18 protein-coding genes are annotated in these 17599 nt (G+C 68.0%); 16 read left to right on the top strand and 2 right to left on the bottom strand.

Annotation, left to right across the window (positions count from 1 at the left end):
• The first annotated feature begins 262 nt into the window (after positions 1–262).
• The 11 genes from C560_RS0114665 to C560_RS0114615 all read left to right on the top strand — a co-directional run bounded on the left by C560_RS0114665 (position 263) and on the right by C560_RS0114615 (position 9387).
• Positions 263–592 carry a hydrogenase maturation nickel metallochaperone HypA/HybF gene (locus C560_RS0114665; protein WP_026538779.1) on the top strand — a complete coding sequence of 110 codons (330 nt, stop codon included), beginning with the start codon at positions 263–265 and terminating at the stop codon, positions 590–592.
• Positions 593–657: 65 nt separating this feature from the next.
• On the top strand, positions 658–1539 hold the full coding sequence (hypB, locus tag C560_RS0114660; protein WP_231494364.1) for a hydrogenase nickel incorporation protein HypB: 882 nt from the start codon (positions 658–660) through the stop codon (positions 1537–1539).
• A 56-nt stretch (positions 1540–1595) separates the two neighbouring features.
• Positions 1596–2654, top strand: coding sequence for a hydrogenase expression protein HypE (locus C560_RS0114655; protein ID WP_026538777.1), 1059 nt, complete (start codon positions 1596–1598; stop codon positions 2652–2654).
• A 25-nt stretch (positions 2655–2679) separates the two neighbouring features.
• The gene (locus C560_RS0114650) at positions 2680–4473 is read left to right on the top strand and encodes a nickel-dependent hydrogenase large subunit (RefSeq protein ID WP_026538776.1); all 1794 of its coding nucleotides are present in this window, start codon (positions 2680–2682) and stop codon (positions 4471–4473) included.
• Positions 4474–4479: 6 nt separating this feature from the next.
• Positions 4480–5454: a NifU family protein gene (locus C560_RS0114645; protein WP_026538775.1), complete on the top strand. Its 975-nt coding sequence runs from the start codon at positions 4480–4482 to the stop codon at positions 5452–5454.
• A gap of 43 nt (positions 5455–5497) precedes the next feature.
• Positions 5498–6235 (top strand): DUF5947 family protein, encoded by a 738-nt coding sequence (locus C560_RS22015; protein ID WP_026538774.1) that lies wholly within the window; start codon positions 5498–5500, stop codon positions 6233–6235.
• A complete protein-coding gene (locus C560_RS0114635) occupies positions 6228–6869 on the top strand; it encodes a DUF6084 family protein (RefSeq protein WP_026538773.1) in 642 nt (213 codons plus the stop codon). Before C560_RS22015 ends, C560_RS0114635 begins: the two co-directional genes overlap by 8 nt.
• Positions 6866–8419, top strand: coding sequence for a phage tail assembly protein (locus C560_RS0114630; RefSeq protein ID WP_026538772.1), 1554 nt, complete (start codon positions 6866–6868; stop codon positions 8417–8419). Before C560_RS0114635 ends, C560_RS0114630 begins: the two co-directional genes overlap by 4 nt.
• Positions 8416–8535: a DUF6893 family small protein gene (locus C560_RS24105; protein ID WP_018772298.1), complete on the top strand. Its 120-nt coding sequence runs from the start codon at positions 8416–8418 to the stop codon at positions 8533–8535. Before C560_RS0114630 ends, C560_RS24105 begins: the two co-directional genes overlap by 4 nt.
• Before the next feature lie 8 nt (positions 8536–8543).
• Complete coding sequence (locus C560_RS0114620; protein WP_026538771.1) at positions 8544–9116, top strand: hydrogenase maturation protease; 573 nt, start codon at positions 8544–8546, stop codon at positions 9114–9116.
• A 13-nt stretch (positions 9117–9129) separates the two neighbouring features.
• Entirely contained in the window at positions 9130–9387 is a 258-nt protein-coding gene (locus C560_RS0114615; protein WP_026538770.1) for a HypC/HybG/HupF family hydrogenase formation chaperone, read from the top strand.
• 48 nt (positions 9388–9435) lie between these two features.
• On the opposite strand, the gene C560_RS22010 is transcribed toward C560_RS0114615, so the two are convergent.
• Positions 9436–10206, bottom strand: a complete 771-nt coding sequence (locus C560_RS22010) for a DUF6390 family protein (RefSeq protein ID WP_043423202.1) — start codon at positions 10204–10206, stop codon at positions 9436–9438.
• A 194-nt stretch (positions 10207–10400) separates the two neighbouring features.
• Here C560_RS22010 and C560_RS0114605 point away from each other — a divergent pair, with 194 nt between their 5' ends.
• From C560_RS0114605 to C560_RS0114595, 3 genes are read left to right on the top strand one after another with little or no spacing between them, the layout of a single operon-like run.
• A complete protein-coding gene (locus C560_RS0114605; protein WP_231494363.1) occupies positions 10401–11585 on the top strand; it encodes an ABC transporter substrate-binding protein in 1185 nt (394 codons plus the stop codon).
• Positions 11545–12651, top strand: a complete 1107-nt coding sequence (locus C560_RS0114600; RefSeq protein ID WP_231494362.1) for a FecCD family ABC transporter permease — start codon at positions 11545–11547, stop codon at positions 12649–12651. The genes C560_RS0114605 and C560_RS0114600 overlap by 41 nt, the downstream gene beginning before the upstream one ends.
• A complete protein-coding gene (locus C560_RS0114595) occupies positions 12644–13393 on the top strand; it encodes an ABC transporter ATP-binding protein (RefSeq protein WP_026538767.1) in 750 nt (249 codons plus the stop codon). Before C560_RS0114600 ends, C560_RS0114595 begins: the two co-directional genes overlap by 8 nt.
• 122 nt (positions 13394–13515) lie before the next feature.
• On the opposite strand, the gene C560_RS0114590 is transcribed toward C560_RS0114595, so the two are convergent.
• Positions 13516–14889, bottom strand: a complete 1374-nt coding sequence (locus tag C560_RS0114590; protein WP_026538766.1) for a cation:dicarboxylate symporter family transporter — start codon at positions 14887–14889, stop codon at positions 13516–13518.
• Positions 14890–15026: 137 nt separating this feature from the next.
• On the opposite strand from C560_RS0114590, the gene C560_RS0114585 reads away from it, so the two are divergent.
• On the top strand, positions 15027–16739 hold the full coding sequence (locus C560_RS0114585; RefSeq protein WP_026538765.1) for a sensor histidine kinase: 1713 nt from the start codon (positions 15027–15029) through the stop codon (positions 16737–16739).
• Positions 16736–17455 carry a response regulator gene (locus tag C560_RS0114580; RefSeq protein WP_026538764.1) on the top strand — a complete coding sequence of 240 codons (720 nt, stop codon included), beginning with the start codon at positions 16736–16738 and terminating at the stop codon, positions 17453–17455. The genes C560_RS0114585 and C560_RS0114580 overlap by 4 nt, the downstream gene beginning before the upstream one ends.
• The last annotated feature ends 144 nt before the right edge of the window (positions 17456–17599 follow it).

Raw genomic sequence — 17599 nt, 5'->3', positions numbered from 1 at the left:
CAAGGTTACAGCGCCCGACACGGTATTCGCCGGACCTTGACACTGCGCCGGAGGCTGTGCCTTGACGTTCGGGTTGAAGTCGAAGGTTGTCTCGGGGCGGGCCCGGCGGCCTGAGCGTGCCGGCAGGCACGCCGTGAGGCACGCCGGGAGACACCCAGCGAGCAGCTGAGGCAGGCAGGCGGGCGCGCGCTCCGGCGGCCCCGAACATATTGAAGTTTGTACCCCGCAGGCCTACATTGAAACGACGAGGTGGCAGCGGCTCATGCACGAACTTTCGATCACGCAAAGTCTTGTGGAGGCGGTTCTGGACCGGACCGGCGGCCGCTCCGTGACGGGCGTCAACCTGCGGATCGGACCCTTGAGCGGCGTCCTCCCGGACGCCGTGCGCTTTTGCTTCGACGTCGTTTCAGCTGACACGCCGCTGGCCGGGGCAACCCTGACGATCGATGAATCCGAGGGCCGGGCCAGGTGCCGCAGCTGCCACGACGAGTTCGTCCTTGAGGACATGTTTCCGCTCTGCCCCTGCGGCAGTGCCGATGTCGAAGTCGTCAGTGGCCGGGAACTCCTGGTCACCTCGGTGGAGGTTGCGTAGACATGTGTGCGACGTGCGGATGCGGCGACGACGCCGGCACCAGAATTTCGGACCTCGACGGAACTGTGCACGAAATTGTGCATGAAGTTGTGCACGACACCGGGCACGCTGCTGCAGCCCCGCACGAACATCCGCATCCCCACGATCACGAGCACGATCACGGTCATCCGCACGATCACGATCACGGCCATCAGCATCCGCAGTCCCCCGGGACAGCCGACGCCGGGCCCAGCCCCGCGGCGGACGGACGGACACTCATCTCCCTTGAGGAGAACCTTCTCGCCAAGAACGACCTCCTGGCTGCACGGAACCGGGGCTGGCTGGAAGGACGCGGCGTCCAGGCCTTCAATGTCATGAGTTCCCCCGGGGCCGGCAAGACCACGCTCCTGGTCCGGACCATCAGGGAACTGGCCGGCGAACTGGAGATCGGTGTCATTGAAGGTGACCAGGAGACCTCGCTGGACGCCGACCGGATCCGGTCCACCGGGCGGCCGGTGATCCAAATCAACACCGGAGCAGGCTGCCACCTGGACGCCGGAATGCTGCAGCGGGCACTGGGTGCACTGGACCCGGTCCCCGGATCGACACTCTTCATCGAAAACGTGGGCAACCTGGTGTGCCCGGCATTGTTCGACCTCGGCGAATCGGCCCGGGTCGTCGTGATCTCAGTTACGGAGGGCGATGACAAACCGCAGAAATACCCCCACATGTTCCTGGCTGCCGACCTGGTGATCATCAACAAAGCAGACCTGCTCCCCTACGTGGAGTTCGACGTCGAGCGTTGCGTGCGCCAGGCGCGCCTGCTGAATCCCGGCGTCGACGTCCTGACCCTGTCAGCTACCACCGGCGACGGCATGGACGGCTGGCTGGAGTGGATCCGGAAGAATCCCCACCTGGCGACGGCTGCCGCCGGGAGCGCGCCGCGTTCTGGCGGACTACGCGTTTGACCTGCTGACGCAACATTCGAGCCGCGGCCACAGGGCGGGCTCCGAAGGAGGCAACGATGCCTACAGCTACTGCATTGAAAGCGGAAGAAACCTTGATCCACGTCCTGTGGATCAATGCCGGACTCAGTTGCGACGGTGACTCCGTGGCCCTGACGGCGGCAACCCAGCCAAGCGTCGAGGAGATAGCCCTTGGGGCGCTCCCCGGACTTCCCAAGATTGCCATGCACTGGCCGCTGATCGACTTCGAATGCGGCCCGCAGCAAGGCGCCGACGACTTCCTCGAGTGGTTCCGCAAGGCGGACCGCGGCGAGCTGGAGCCGTTCGTGCTGGTGGTGGAGGGGTCCATCCCGAATGAGAAGCTGCACGCCGCGGGCGGCTACTGGGCGGCCTTCGGCAACAACCTCGACACCGGGCAGCCGATCACCACCAGCGAGTGGCTGGACCGGCTGGCGCCCAAGGCGACGGCGATCATCGCCGCAGGGACCTGTGCGACCTACGGCGGTATCCATGCCATGGCCGGGAACCCCACCGGGGCCATGGGGGTGCCCGACTATCTCGGGTATGACTGGCGGTCCAAGGCCGGGATCCCGATCGTGTGCGTCCCGGGCTGCCCCATCCAGCCGGACAACCTGTCCGAAACCATGACGTATCTGCTGTACCAGGCCACCGGACAGGCCCCCATGATCCCCCTCGATGAGGCGCTCCGGCCGACCTGGCTGTTTGGCCAGACGGTGCACGAGGGATGCGACCGCGCGGGCTACTACGAACAGGGTGACTTCGCCACCGAATACGGGTCCCCGAAGTGCATCGTCAAGCTCGGCTGCTGGGGACCTGTGGTCAAGTGCAACGTGCCCAAGCGGGGCTGGATGAACGGAATCGGCGGGTGCCCCAACGTGGGCGGCATCTGCATCGGCTGCACGATGCCGGGATTCCCGGACAAATTCATGCCGTTCATGGACGAACCTCCCGGCGGCAAGCTGTCGACCGCGTCGGTCATGCCGTACGGCAAGACCATCAGGACACTGCGGAACATCACGAAGCACACGCTGGACCAGGAACCCCGCTGGCGCAAACCCGGTAATGATCTGCTGACCGGCGCCAAGCGGACCTGGTAGGAACCCTAGGCAGAGAGGCAATGCAATGACTTCGACGATTCCGATGCCCTCGGCGGACGGTACCGCGGGCGAGAACCTGGTGGAGATGGCCTGGGACCCGATCACGAGGATCGTCGGCAGCCTCGGCATCTACACCAAGGTCGATTTCAAGAACAACCAAGTGGTGGAATGCCACAGCACGTCCTCGATTTTCCGCGGCTATTCCATCTTCATGCGCGGCAAGGACCCCCGGGACGCCCATTTCATCACGAGCCGGATCTGCGGAATCTGTGGCGACAACCACGCCACCTGTTCCTGTTACGCGCAGAACATGGCCTACGGGGTGAAGCCGCCCCACCTCGGCGAATGGATCGTCAACCTGGGCGAGGCTGCCGAGTACATGTTCGACCACAACATCTTCCAGGAGAACCTGGTCGGCGTGGACTACTGCGAGAAGATGGTCTCCGAAACCAACCCGTCGGTGCTGGCCAAAGCCGAGAACACGCCGGCCCCGCACGCCGCCGAGCACGGCTACCGCAGCATCGCGGACATCATGCGCTCGCTGAACCCGTTTACCGGGGAGTTCTACCGCGAGGCGCTGCAAGTGAGCCGGATGACCCGGGAAATGTTTTGCCTGATGGAGGGCCGGCATGTCCATCCCTCCACGCTTTACCCCGGCGGCGTGGGCACCGTGGCGACGATCCAGCTGATGACGGACTACATCACCAGGCTCATGCGGTATGTGGAGTTCATGAAGAAGGTCGTGCCGATGCACGATGACCTCTTCGACTTCTTCTATGCTGCGCTGCCCGGGTACGAGCAGGTGGGGCTGCGGCGGACCCTGCTGGGCTGCTGGGGGTCTTTCCAGGATCCGGAGTTCTGCAATTTCGCCTACAAGGACATGACGGAGTGGGGCCGGAAGATGTTTGTCACCCCAGGCGTCGTGGTGGACGGCAAACTCGTGACCACGGACCTGGTGCGGATCAACCTGGGGATCCGGATCATGCTGGGCTCGTCCTACTACGAGGACTGGGGCGACCAGGAAATGTTCGTCACCCGCGATCCGCTGGGCAACCCGGTGGACCGCCGGCATCCCTGGAATCAGCACACCAACCCGCGGCCGCAGAAGCGCGACCTCGAGGACAAGTACAGCTGGGTGATGTCGCCGCGGTGGAATGACGGCGAAAGCAACCTGGCGCTGGATACCGGCGGCGGCCCGCTCGCCCGGCTCTGGTCGACCGCCCTTGCCGGGTTCGTCGACACCGGCTACCTCAAGTCAACGGGCAGCAGCGTCCAGATCGAGCTCCCCAAGACTGCGCTGAAGGGCCCGGTGACCCTGGAATGGAAGATCCCGCAGTGGAGCAACACGCTGGAGCGGAACCGCGCCCGGACCTATTTCCAGGCCTACGCGGCCGCCGCCGCACTGCACTTCGCCGAAAAGGCCCTCGAGGAGATCCGGGCCGGCCGCACCAAGACGTGGGAGTCCTTTGAGGTGCCGGAGGAAGCCATCAGCTGCGGGTTCACCGAAGCTGTCCGCGGCGTGCTCTCGCACCATATGGTGATCCGCGACGGCAAGATCGCCAACTACCATCCCTATCCGCCGACGCCCTGGAACGCCAGCCCGCGCGACTCCGAGGGAACACCGGGCCCGTATGAGGACGCGGTGCAGGGCCAGCCCATCTTCGAGGAGAACGACCGCGATCATTTCAAGGGCATCGACATCATGCGCACCGTCCGCAGCTTCGACCCCTGCCTGCCGTGCGGCGTCCACATGTACCTCGGCGACGGGCAGACGCTGGACTTGCTGCACTCCCCTACGCAGTCCCTCACCGGTGAGTAGCCGGCCATGGACCGGGAGAATCTGTTGGGCTCGGCAGGCGAACGGATCAGTTCCCTCCTGGACGCGCTGGGTGCCGGCGGTCCGGTGGCCCGGGAGCGGGCGGAGGAACTGGTCCGGCAGGTGACGGAGCTGTACGGCGCCGGGCTGGAACGAATCCTGCACGTGCTCGATTCGCAGGGTGTGCTCGGGCCCGGAACAGTCTCCGCCCTCACGTCCGACCCGCTGGTGTCCGGCCTGCTGCTGATCCACGGGCTGCACCCCGTTGACCTGCCCGGCAGGGTCGCCGGGGCCCTCGACTCCGTCCGGCCCTACCTCGGCTCGCACGGCGGGGATGTTGAACTGCTCGGCATCAGCGAAGAAGGCGTCGTCCGGCTGAGGCTGCTGGGCAGCTGCCAGGGCTGTCCGTCGTCGTCAGTGACGCTCAAGCTCGCCGTCGAGGACGCGATCGAATCCGCGGCGCCCGAGGTGACCGGCATCGAAGTGGAGGAGGCGGCTCCGGCCGCCGTTCCCGCCCTCATCCCGGTCGGCGCCCTGCGCTCGCGGCTGGACGGGCTGGGCGGTCCACCCGACGCCGGCACTCGCGGTGCCGCGCCGGACTGGGCGGTCCCCGACGCCGGAACGCCGGCCTCAGGCACGTGGCAGGCGGTCCCGGCCCTCGCTGAGCTGGAGTCCGGAGCCGTGGCGGGATTCCTGGTGGCAGGCGTGGAGGTGCTCACGTGCCGGATCGGCCCGGACGTCTACGCGTTTGTGGACCGCTGCCCGCGGTGCACCCACTCCATGCCTGGCGCCTCCCTGCAGCGGGCGCTGGCGGCCCCGGTGGGCGGGGGGCTGTTGCGCTGCCCGCACTGCCGCAGCCACTTCGACGTCCGGAAGGCCGGGGCCTGCCTGGAGGACAAGGGGCTGCATCTGGATCCCCTCCCGTTGCTGCTCCGCGACGGGGTTCCCTCGGTGGCCGTCCCCACCACCGCGGACCCGCGGTGAGATGCCGGAACATGAACGCCGTGCCACGGGAACGGAGCCAGGCATGACGGCGCCAACGGGAACCGGGAGCCAGCCGGCCGGCAGCGCCGGAGTCAACAGTGCCGGAAACAACAGCGCCGGAAACAGCGCATCGGCGCTCGCCGTGCTCCGCCGGATAGCTTCCACCCGCCCGGCCCAGGCTGCCGGCGAGCGCTGCGAGATGTGCGCGGAGCCCATCCCGGACGCTCACCAGCACGTGGTGGATCTGGAGAGCCGCTCCCTGCTGTGCACGTGCCGGCCCTGCTATCTGCTGTTCACGGACTCGTCGGCCCATCTGCGCTACCGTTCCGTCCCCGACCGCTACCTCTCGTTCGAGCCCTTCGAGCTCGGCCAGGCCCAGTGGGACGAGCTGGAAATCCCGGTGGGGCTGGCCTTCTTCTTCTTCAACTCGGCCCTTGGCCGGACTGCCGCCTTCTATCCGAGCCCTGCCGGAGCCACGGAGTCGGAACTTTCCCTGGCCGCCTGGGCCTCGGTCCAGGCGACCAACCCGGCCATCAGCGTGCTCGCCCCTGACACGGAGGCCCTGCTGATCCGCTCCCCCGGCCCCGACCGGGAACGGGCGGACTGCCATCTGGTCCCCATCGATGCGTGCTACGAGCTGGTGGGCCGCCTGCGGCGGGTGTGGAAGGGCTTCGACGGCGGCCAGGAGTCCCGCCAGGAGCTCGCGGGATTCTTCGACCGGATCAGCAGCCGCAGCAGGCCCGCCCCCGCCGCGGCAGAGCCGGAGGGACGCCATGGTTGAACTCGAATTCAGCGTGCTGGACATCGCCCCGGAGCCCTATGCGGCCGCGCCCCAGCTGACCGCACGCCTGCGGATCCAGGAGAAAAGCGGCGCCGCCGTCCATGCCATGGCCCTGCGGTGCCAGGTGCGGATCCTGGCCCAGCGCCGCGGCTACGACGCTGACGAGGAAGCCGGCCTGCTGGAACTCTTTGGCAGCCGCGGACGGTGGCCCACCACGCTCAAGCCCTTCATTTGGATGCACAGCGGCGTCCTGGTCCAGGGATTTGCGGAGAGCGTCGACGTTGACCTGCCGCTGCCCTGCACGTTCGACTTCGAGGTCGCCGCAGCAAAATACCTGAACTCCCTGCGGGACGGGACGGTGCCGCTCGAGTTCCTCTTCTCCGGGACGGTTTTCACGCGGGGCGCGGCGGGCTTCGGCGTCGAGCAGGTTCCCTGGGACCGGGAATCGAGGTACGACCTGCCCGTGGCGGCCTGGCGCTCGCTGATGGACGCATTCTTCCCGAACCAGGGATGGATCCGTCTGGACCGCGACGTCCTCGCGGCCCTGGCCAGGTACAAGGCGGTCCACGGCCTGATTTCCTGGGAAGCCGCAATCGAGGGGCTGCTGGCCGGGGCGGGTGACCCGGTACCGTGAACACCGGGCTCAGCCTGGCACGCGCCGTCGCCGACGCCGTCCTTTACGAGGGGTACCTCCTGTACCCCTACCGCGCCTCCTCCGCCAAGAACCAGGCCCGCTGGCAGTTCGGCGTGCTCGGGCCGCCGGGCGCGGCAGCATCCGGTGCCGGCGAAGAACCGGACATGGCAGCGGACTGCCTCCTCCAGCCAGGACCCGCCGCCCGGGTCGACGTGCATCTGCGCTTCCTGCACCTCCAGAGACGGACCGCCGAACGCGCGGATGAAGGCGGCTTCACGCCCGTCGACGAACTCACCGTCGGCGCTTCCCGGTGGCTCAGCTGGGACGAGGCAACGGATCAGGAGATCACGCTCGGGCCGTACAGTCTCGGCCAGCTGGCCGCGGGCGTGTGTGCGCCGGTCAAGGTGCCGGCGAACGAGGACATCGAGCCCGTACTGGACACCGCCGGCACCACCGCCGGCAGGCTCGTGCGCCGGCGCCGGGAACTTCGTGGCGAGGTGCGCCTGATGGCGACGCAAGTGGCGGCGCCGGGGCGGGCCGCCGAAGCCGATGCCGCGGCCGAGCCGGCCCGCGGTCCGCTGTGGCGGCTCAGGGTCACGGTGGAGAACGCGGCGGCAGCGACCGCCGATAAGCGTTCCGCGATCGAGTACTCGTTCATCGGAGCCCATGTCCTGCTCGCCGTCCACGACGCCGATTTCCTGTCGGTGATCGATCCGCCGGGATGGGCAGCGGCGGCGGCGGCTTCGTGCAGCCAGCACCGCTGCTGGCCCGTGCTCGCCGGCCCCGAGGGGCAGCGCGATGTCCTGCTCCTGTCCCCGATCATCCTTTATGACCATCCGGCGGTGGCACCGGAAAGCACCGTGGAACTGTTCGATGCGACGGAGATCGATGAAATCCTGACCTTGCGGGTGCTCACCCTGACCGATGAGGAAAAGGCGGAGGCCCGGTCAACCGACGCCCGGGCCGCGGCAATCATCGAACGCTGCGAAAACATGACCGCAGAGGAACTCCAGCAGCTGCACGGCATCCTGCGGAATCCGCACGATGCCGTGCAACTGGCGGAGCCGCGCGGACCCGGCAGGATCGGAGCCGGCGGCTTCCCCGGCCCCGCAGTCCCGGACTATCCGGAATTTTCCGTTCCCGAGTTCTCCGTTCCCGGGTTTTCAGTTCCCGGCGACGCCGAATCAGGTACCGACGCGGGCACCGACGCCGGCACGCCGTGGTGGGATCCCGCCCGGGACGCCGCCGTGGATCCGGAATCGGACACCGTCTTCATCGACGGCGTCCCGATCTCACGCGGCAGCCGGGTGCGGGTTGTTCCGCTGCGCCGTGCCGACGCCCAGGACCTCTTCTTCGCCGGTAAGTCGGGGCGTGTCACCGGAGTCCACTTCGACGTCGACGGCGGAACGCACGTCGCGGTGGTCCTCGAGGCCGACCCCGCCGCCGAACTGCAGGAGTGGTACGGCCGGTATCTGTATTTCGCCCCCGAGGAACTCGTGCCGCTCGACGCGGCGCCGGCCCCGGACAACGGAAAGGAACCATCACCATGAAAGCTCTGGGCATCATGACAGTCGTGCTCCTGCTGGCCGCGGGCCTGGCGGCAGCCGTCGTCGGCCTGCGTTCAATTCCGGACATCAAACGCTACGTGCGCATGCGGAGCATGTGAGGCCCGGTGTGAGCGGGGTTCTCGTCGCGGGCGTGGGGAACGTGTTCCTTCGCGACGACGGATTTGGACCGGCCGTCGCCCGCCAACTGGCCGAGGAGGTTTCCGGCCTGCCCGGCTGGGCGCCGGAGGAGGTCCAGGTGCGGGACTATGGGATCCGCGGGCTGCACCTCGCCTACGATCTCCTGGACGGGGTGGATGCGCTGGTGCTCGTGGACGTGCTCCCGGCCCCGGCGGACGGGAGCACAAGCGCCGGAACGCTCCGGATCCTGAAGATCCGGACGGAGGACCTGGAAAGCGGCGGACCGCTGACGCCGGCCGGCCTTCGGGTCAATCCGGCTTTCGATCCGCATGGCATGGATCCGCTGGCTGTCCTCCGCCGTCTCCGTGTTTTGGGCGGATCGCTGCCGGAGACCTATCTGGTCGGCTGCATCGCGGCGCGAACGGACGAGGGCATGGGACTGTCCGAGGACGTGTCCCGTGCCGTCCCGGCGGCCGTGGAAGCAGTCCGCACCCTGGTCACAGCCCGGATCACGAACGCAGACGCAGCGCCCGCGAGCGCGGCTCCGGATGAAGCTGGCTGAGGAGGAACCACGGATGTGTTTGGGAATACCGGGCCGGATCATCGAAGTGATCGACGGCTACAACGGACAGCTCGCCCTGGTGGATGTGGCCGGAGTGGAGCGCAAAATCAACATTGGCCTCCTGGACGACGGCCCTTTGGCGAGCGGCACGTGGGTCCTGATCCACATGGGCTTCGCCCTGGAGCGCGTGGATCAGGATGGTGCCGACCGTGCGATGTCGGGACTTGAGCTCATGGGACGGGGCCCGGACCCCACCGACACGGTCCCGTAGCCTTCGCTCCCCACTAACCGCCCCCACTGGCGGAACTGCAGGCGCCCGCTATTCGAGGGCGATCGCGGCGCCGCGGTGCTCCACCCCGGAGTTGGCGATCTTGAGGTGGCGCGCAAAGTAGTGCCGGAGCCGGTGGAGCTGGGCGGCCGAGAGCCGGTCGCACACCCAGTCCCAGTGGAGGGACACCATGTCCCCGGGCGTGAGGTCAGCGATGAAGCCGGACCCGGCCACGGCATACTTGGCCGTCTCGATCACCGGTTCCCCCAGCGACAGCTCCATCCCGTCCCACGCAAGGGGCCGCGAGCGCACGAGGGCGCTGTCCCCTTCGACGGCCACCACCTCGCCCCACCGGATGCGGCATTGGTCAAGGACATTCAGGGCCGTGGAGGAGCGCCGGTCATCGCGCAAGAGTCCGGTCCACGGATAGATTTCCAGGACGTGGAAGCTGTGGTGCGGGACGCCGCCGGCAAGGACCCCTTCCATCAGGTGCGGGAACTGATGCCCGGTCCGTGCGCGGAAGCGGTCCTCCATGGAATTGCCGATGCTGCGCACACCCACGGTGTCCAGCAGCGTGTTTCCCACCCAGTAGGCCTCCACCACTGCGTAGTCCAGCGGGTCCGGGTTGCCGGTGGCACCGGCGATGAGCTCCAGGTACGGCCAGGCGCCGGCGAACCCCTTGGCAAGTTCGCGCAGGCCGGCGTCGGTCACCCCGGACTGGCCGTAGTGCAGCAGCGCGTCGCTGTCAGGCGGCCCGCAACTGCCCCGCGAATTCGGCGGATACGCGTAGCGGACAAACAGTTGGGCGCCGTTGATTTCCATCCCGTGGCCTCGTTTCACAGGGGATATCAGCGAGGCTAGCACCGGCGCCCCTCGGCGAACAATGCCCGCGTTGCCGGCATTGACACCCCTGCGCATTCGGCGGATGCTGTGAGGAAATGCCGCACCGGGATCCTTGCTGTGGCCGGCGCGGAGCGAATGGCCGTTGCGCGCGGTCCTTCCCGGGAGGTAGGCCGATGAGCATCCCCGAAGCCAACCGACGATCTGTACTGGCAGCGGCCCTCTACGGCGGAGGGGCGCTGTTCCTCGCTTCCTGCGCCCCGGCCGGCACATCGCCGCAGTCCGCGCCACAGTCAACGCCGCCAGCAGGCACTGCAGGTACTGCGCCAGGTTCCGCCTCCGGCGCTGCCGGGATCCAGGTCACGGACCAGCGCGGGACCGTCTTGAGTTTCGACCGCCCGGTCACCCGGGTGGTGACCATCCCCATGCCGGCCGCCTCCCTGCTGGCCGCCGTCGACCAGGGCGCCGGCCATCTCGCCGGAATGCACAACGCCTCCTGGGTGGCGATGCGCGACGGCGCCATGGGCGCCATGTACCCGGAGGCCCTGAATATCCCGCACGACATCGCCACGACCGACTTCACGCCCAATGTCGAAAGCATCCGGGCGCTGAACCCCGACGTCGTGGTCCAGTGGAGCGATGCGCAACTGACGGCACCGCTGGAACAGGCCGGGATGAAGGTCCTGGGCATTACGAACACCGGCACGCAGCAGGACGTGGACACGTGGACCGCGCTCTTCGCAACGATGCTGGGGCGCCCGGACCGGGCTGTGCAGATGAAGGCGCGCAGCGACGGGCAGCAGAAGGCCATCCAGGCCGAGGCCGCCGCCCGCGGCACCGGCGGCCCGGGCATCATCTACTTCAACCGGTTCAGCGGCGGACTCAAGGTGGCCGGGAACGGCAGCTACAACGACTTCTACATCAAGCTCATCGGGGCACACAACCCCGCCACCGGCCCGCAGGGCCTCCAGGGCAAGGGCATGGTGGGCGTGGACGTCGAACAGGTCCTTGCCTGGGATCCGGAGATCATCCTGCTCGGGAACTTCGACGACGCGATGCCCGCCGACGTCTACGGCAACCCGGTGTGGCAAAGCGTCTCCGCCGTGCGCTCCCGCCGCGTCTACAAGGTCCCGCTGGGCGGCTACCGCTGGGATCCCCCCGGCCAGGAGTCACCGCTGATGTGGCGCTGGCTCACCGATGTCAGTTTCCCCTCCGGCAACCGCTCCGCGCTGAGGAACGAGACCAACGACTACTTCGATTTCCTGTACCGCTACCGGCCATCGGCGTCGGAGCTGGACAAGATCCTGTGGACCGAAGCCAATGGCACCTCGGCCAACTACCGGCAGTTCGATGCTTCGTGAGGCCCAGCCTCTGACCACGGGACACCCTGGCGGCCGCCGGGGATCGAAGCTGCGCCGAGTCATCGGTCCCTGCCTGCTCGCAGGCGCCGTCCTGGCAGCCGTGTCCGCGCTGGCCCTCGCCAGCGGCCGCTACAACGTGTCCCTCGACCACGTCGTGCAGATCCTGGCCTCCCGAATAGTTCCCTTCGGTCCGGACCTTCCCGCGGCCGAGGAAAACGTGGTGCTGCTGGTCAGGTTGCCCAGGGTCTTGCTCGCCCTGCTGGTCGGTGGCGCCCTCGCAATCGGCGGTGCAGCGCTGCAGGCCGTGTTCCGCAATCCCCTGGTCAGCCCGGAAGTCATCGGCGTCTCCTCGGGAGCCTCCTTCGGCGGTGCCCTGGCCCTGCTGCTGGGCCTGGGCCCCGTCGCCCTCGTGGGCGGGTCGTTCGGCTTCGGGTTGCTGGCCCTGGGAATCGTCTTCCTCATCACGTCCGGGCGGGGCGGCGCCCACATCCTCATGGTGGTCCTCGGAGGAATCGTCACGGCCTCGTTCTTCTCCGCTCTGGTGGCCCTGGTGACGTATCTGGCGGACCCGTTCACCACCCTGCCCGCAATCGTCTTCTGGTTACTCGGCAGTGTCGCCACCGCTACGTGGGCGAAGGTGCTGGTGGCCCTCATTCCGATCGCTGCCGGCGGCGTCGTCCTGCTGGCCTTGCGGTGGCGGATCAATGTGCTCTCGCTCGGGGACGATGACGCCACCGCCCTGGGGCTCCGGCCGCGCCCCCTGCGCTGGGTGGTCCTCGCCGCCGTGGCCCTCATGGTTGCCGGCGCCGTCGCCGTCAGCGGCGTCATCAGCTGGGTGGGGCTGGTCATCCCGCACCTCGCACGCATGTGGGTGGGCCCGGACCACCGCGTGCTGCTGCCGGTCTCATTCCTGCTGGGCGGGGCCTACCTGATCGCCATCGACACCATTGCGCGCACCGCCACGGCCGGGGAAATCCCGTTGGGCGTCCTGACCGCCCTGATCGGGGCACCGGTCTTCTTCGTACTGCTGCGCCGGAACCGGGAAAGGATCTGGGACGGTGCTTGAGCTGCGCGGGGCAGGGTTTGGCTATTCACCGCAGAACTGGGTGTTCAAGGATCTCAGCTTCTCGGTGCCCCCGGGCACCGTGACCGCGGTCCTGGGGCCCAACGGCAGCGGCAAGACAACCCTGGTGCGCTGCGCGGCCGGCATGCTGGCCGTACGGGAGGGTGCGGTGCGCAGGTCCGAGACGGCCGGCTATGTTCCCCAGGCGCGCGGCAGCACGTTCGGCTACCCCGCCCTGGACATGGTGGTCATGGGCCGTGCCCGCCACATCGGCGTCTTCCGCACCCCCGGCAGCCGGGACAGGGCCGCCGCGCTCCACGCCATGGACCGGGTGGGGATCGCCGCCCTGGCCGACCGGCTGTTTCCGACCCTGAGCGGGGGCGAGCAGCAGCTGGTCCTCATTGCGCGGGCCATCGCCGGCGGTTCGCGGCTCCTCGTCCTGGATGAGCCGTCCACCGGGCTGGACCTAAAAAACCAGGTCCGGGTCCTCCAGCTCCTGAGGGAACTCGTGCGGACCGGGATGTCGCTGCTCGTGAGCACCCATCACCCGGACCACGCCCTGTTCCTCGCAGACTCGGTGGTCCTCATGGGCGCCGAGGGTGTGGTGACCGGGCCCGCCGGGCCGCTCCTCGCCGATGCGCAGCTTTCAGCGCTGTACGGCGTCCGCGTCAGCACCCTGAACTACGACGACGACGGCACGCCCCGGCGCACGGTGGTCACCCCGTTCGGCGCCGACGAGGGCTGATCCGGACGCCCAAGCGCCCGGCAGCTGGGTTGCCGGGCGCTTGGGCGTCATCGAGCGGTAGTGCGTGGGGTCAGGTCGCGGCCGGGGATCGCGGCCGGGACCAGGAAGGTGCAGGCGTGGGTTCAGGCGTGCGCCAGGACCGGTTGCGCCGGCTGTGCCGGTTGTGCCGGCTGTTCGGCGTCCTGTGCACCGGAGTGGCCGGCCAGCATCGTCTCTTCGTCGAACGGCTCGGCACCGGCGAGGACACGGTCCACGCGTCCGCCGTCGATCTCCTTGACCCAGGTGCCGATCAGCACCGTGGCGACGGCGTTGCCGGTGAAGTTGGTCAGGGCGCGAGCCTCGGACATGAACCGGTCGATGCCGACGATCATGCCCACACCGCCCAGCAGTTGGGGTGCGTGCGCCTGGAGCCCGGCGGCCAGCGTGGCCAGCCCGGCGCCGGTGACGCCGGCGGCACCCTTGGAAGCGATGATCATGAAGACCAGCAGGGAAACCTGGGCGCCCAGGTCCAGCGGCGTGCCCATGGCATTGGCGACGAACAGCGCGGCCATGGTCAGGTAGATGGCGGTCCCGTCCAGGTTGAACGAGTAGCCGGTGGGGACCGTGACACCCACGACCGGCTTGGACACTCCGAGGTGTTCCATCTTCGCGATCAGGCGGGGCAGCGCGGCTTCAGAGGAGGACGTGGAGAAGATCAGCAGGTATTCGCGGCCGAGGTACTTCATGAGCTTGAAGATGCTGACGCCCGCGACCGCCTTGAGCAAACCGCCGAGGATCACGACGATGAACAGGGCGCACGTGATGTAGAAGGCGCCCATCAGGGTTGCCATGCTGATGATGGCCTGGAAGCCGGTGGCACCGACCACCGCGGCGATCGCGCCGAAGGCTCCGACCGGGGCCAGCCACATGATCATGATGAGGATGCGGAACACGAGGGCCTGTCCGTAACCGACGGCCTTGAGGATCGGGGCTCCCTGAGGGCCCATCTTCTGCAGCGCGAAGCCGACCAGGATCGCGGCGAGGAGCGTCGGCAACACGGGAATGTCGCCCGGGATGATGCCCAGCAGGAAGTCAACGGTGCTGTCGGCTGCGGCCTTCTTGTTCGGATCGTAGGGGGCGAGCTTGAGGCCCTCGCCCGGGTGGATCAGGTTGCCGACCACGAGGCCGATCGCCAGGGCGAACGTGGACATGACCACAAAGTAGGCGAGCGCCAGGCCGCCGACCTTGCCGACCGTGGCCGCCTTGGCGATGGAGCCGATGCCCAGCACGATCGTGCAGAAGATCACGGGCGCGATCATCATCTTGATGAGTTTGATGAAGCCGTCGCCGAGCGGCTTGAGTGATTTGCCGACCTCGGGGAACAGCAGACCGATAACGGCACCCGCAATCACGGCGACGATGACTGCGATGTAGAGGTAGTGGGACTTGTCCAGTCCCTTGCGCTTCTTGGCCGGAGCGGCGGCCGGTGCTGCTGACTCTCCTCGTTGAGAGGCCATGGTGTTCTCCTTGGATAGGCTGGACGTGGTGCGGTCCTGGCTGTGGTCCGCTCTTGTCCTTCTTGCGTGTAACCCCATCATTGATGAGGAGGTGACGCGCATCACCCTTGCGTTCATATTGGTCATGGAAGGTGTTGATGATCCGGCGCTGGAGCATCGCCCGCAGGCTGTTTGCGGCCAATCTGCTGTTCGTGGTCGCCCTGACGGCCATCGTTGGCACGGCGGTGTTCCTCGACGCGCGCGATCACGCCTATGAGGAAGCCGGACGCCGGATGGCCGGCATCGCCACCACCGTCGCCGATGCCCCCTTCGTCCTGGCCGCGGCGGACACGGCCAATCCCACGGCCCTGCTGCAGCCGTATGCCCTGAAGATCATGAACGACGCCGACGCGGATTTCGTCACGATCATGGCCCCGGACCGTACCCGCTGGACCCACCCGCGCGATGAGGAACTGGGCAAACCGTATATCGGCTCCATCGACGCGGCCCTCCATGGCCAGGTGTTCACTGAAGTCATGGCCGGCACCCTCGGCCCGTCGGTGCGCACCATCGCCCCGGTCAAGGATGCCGACGGCAAGGTAAGGGCGCTCGTGGCCGCGGGCGTGACGGTCCGGACGGTGGACGTTGCACTCTCCGGCCGGCTGCCGGCGCTGCTGGCCATCAGCCTGGCGCTGCTGGCCGGCGGTTCGGCGGCGGCCTGGCTCCTGGGCCGGTACCTGCGCCGGGTAACCCGCGGCTGGGGCCCGGAAGAGCTGGGCCAGCTCTTCGCGTACTACGAATCGGTGCTGCATTCGGTGCGTGAGGGCGTGATCCTCATCGACCCCAAGGGCAAAGTGGTGATGTACAACGACCAGGCCGCCGAACTGCTCGGACTGAGGAAACAGTCCGCCGACGGCGTTCCCCCTCCCGGCGCGGACGGCGCCGGCGCTGCGGGGGGCGGGCGCCGGGCAGCGCCCTCCCTCGCGGAGTTACCGTTGGCCCCCAGCCTCAAGGAGCTCTTCGAATCGGGGCGGACCGCCCTGGATGAGATCCACCTGACCGGCTCGCGGATCCTCGTGGTCAACCAGGGCCCCGCGGTGGGACCCGAGCCTGCCGGCGCCCGCCAGCGTGGAGCGGTGTCCGGCGCCGCCGTCTCTGGCGCTCCTGTCTACGGAACCGTTGCCACCATCCGGGACCGTACCGAAATCGAATCCCTGGGCAGTGAACTCGAGACCATGCGCACGCTCTCGGACGCGCTCCGCGCCCAGACCCATGAGCACGCCAACCGGCTCCACACCATCGTCTCGCTCATGGAACTGGGCCGGGGCCCCGAGGCGCTGGACTTCGCCACCAAGGACCTGGAACTCAGCCAGCGCCTGAGCGATGACCTGGTGAGTTCCATCGAGGAACCGGTGCTTGGGGCCCTGATCATGGGCAAGGCAGCCGAAGCACACGAACGCGGCGTCGAACTGACCCTGAATACCGGCGGTTCGACGGCGGTGACGGGGCTGGCCGTGCAGGACCTCGTGGCCATCCTGGGGAACCTGCTGGACAATGCCATCGACGCCGCGGCCGAGGCGCCGGCACCCAGGCTCGTGGAACTGACCGTCGAGACCACCGGCTCCGCCCTGGAGATCACCGTGGAGGACAGCGGCCCCGGAATCGACCCGGCGGCCGTGGAGGACGTCTTCCGGCACGGCTTCAGTACCAAGGCCCCGGGACCGTTCGGACGCGGCCTCGGCCTGGCCTTGGTCCGCCAGTCCGTGCAGCGGTTGGGCGGTACCATGACAATCACCAGCCCGGCCGGAGCACTCTTCCGCGTCACGCTGCCGGTCACAACACCGCCGGTCACAACAGAGGGACAGCCATGAGCGAGATCCGGGTGCTCGTCGTCGAAGATGAGCCCATTGCTGCCGCGGCGCACGCCGCCTACATCGAGAGGCTGGATGGTTTCACCCTGGCCGGTTCCGCGCCCGACGGGCAGTCCGCCCTGCGCCTGCTCACCGAATTCTCTGCGGCGGGCAATCCAGTGGAGCTGGTCCTGCTGGACATGAACCTCCCGGACCTGCACGGGCTGGATATCGCACGCCGGATGCGGGCGGCGGGACTGTTCGCGGACATTATCGCCATCACCGCCGTGCGGGAGCTGAACATCGTCCGCAGCGCGGTGGCCACGGGCGTGGTCCAGTACCTGATCAAGCCGTTCACCTACGCCACGTTCGCGGACAAGCTCGCCAGCTACCGGCAGTTCCGCGAACAACTGGCCTCGCCCCAGACGGGAAAGCCCGGGACCGGGGCCTCCCAAAGTGATGTGGACCAGGCCTTCGCGAGCCTGCGGGCCCCCTCCGAAGTGTCGCTGCCCAAGGGTTTGTCCGTCTCCACCCTGGAATCAGTAAAGGACTTCATCAAGCACCAGGCCGGGGCGGTGTCGGCCAGCGAGGTCATGGAGTCGCTCGGCATGTCCCGGGTCACCGCCCGGCGCTACCTCGAGTACCTCGCCGACGCCGGCACAGTCTCCCGCGCCGCCCGCTACGGCACCCCCGGCAGGCCGGAGAACGAATACCGCTGGAACCGGCCGCAAACGTAAGTGGCTGACCATCGGGGCCGCGGGTAGCTGGCCTGCATGATCGCTGTGGAGCGTCACCGGTGGCGAGATCTTCAGCAGGCTGGCATCCCCACTGACCGTCTCGCAGCCCGACTGGCAACTTGCGGGAAAAGCCATCAAGCTAGT

Source organism: Arthrobacter sp. 9MFCol3.1 (genome assembly GCF_000620385.1).
Classification (GTDB): Bacteria; Actinomycetota; Actinomycetes; order Actinomycetales; family Micrococcaceae; genus Arthrobacter.
The sequence above is the reverse complement of the archived record's forward strand: the minus strand, read 5'-3'. Positions and strand labels throughout refer to the sequence as shown.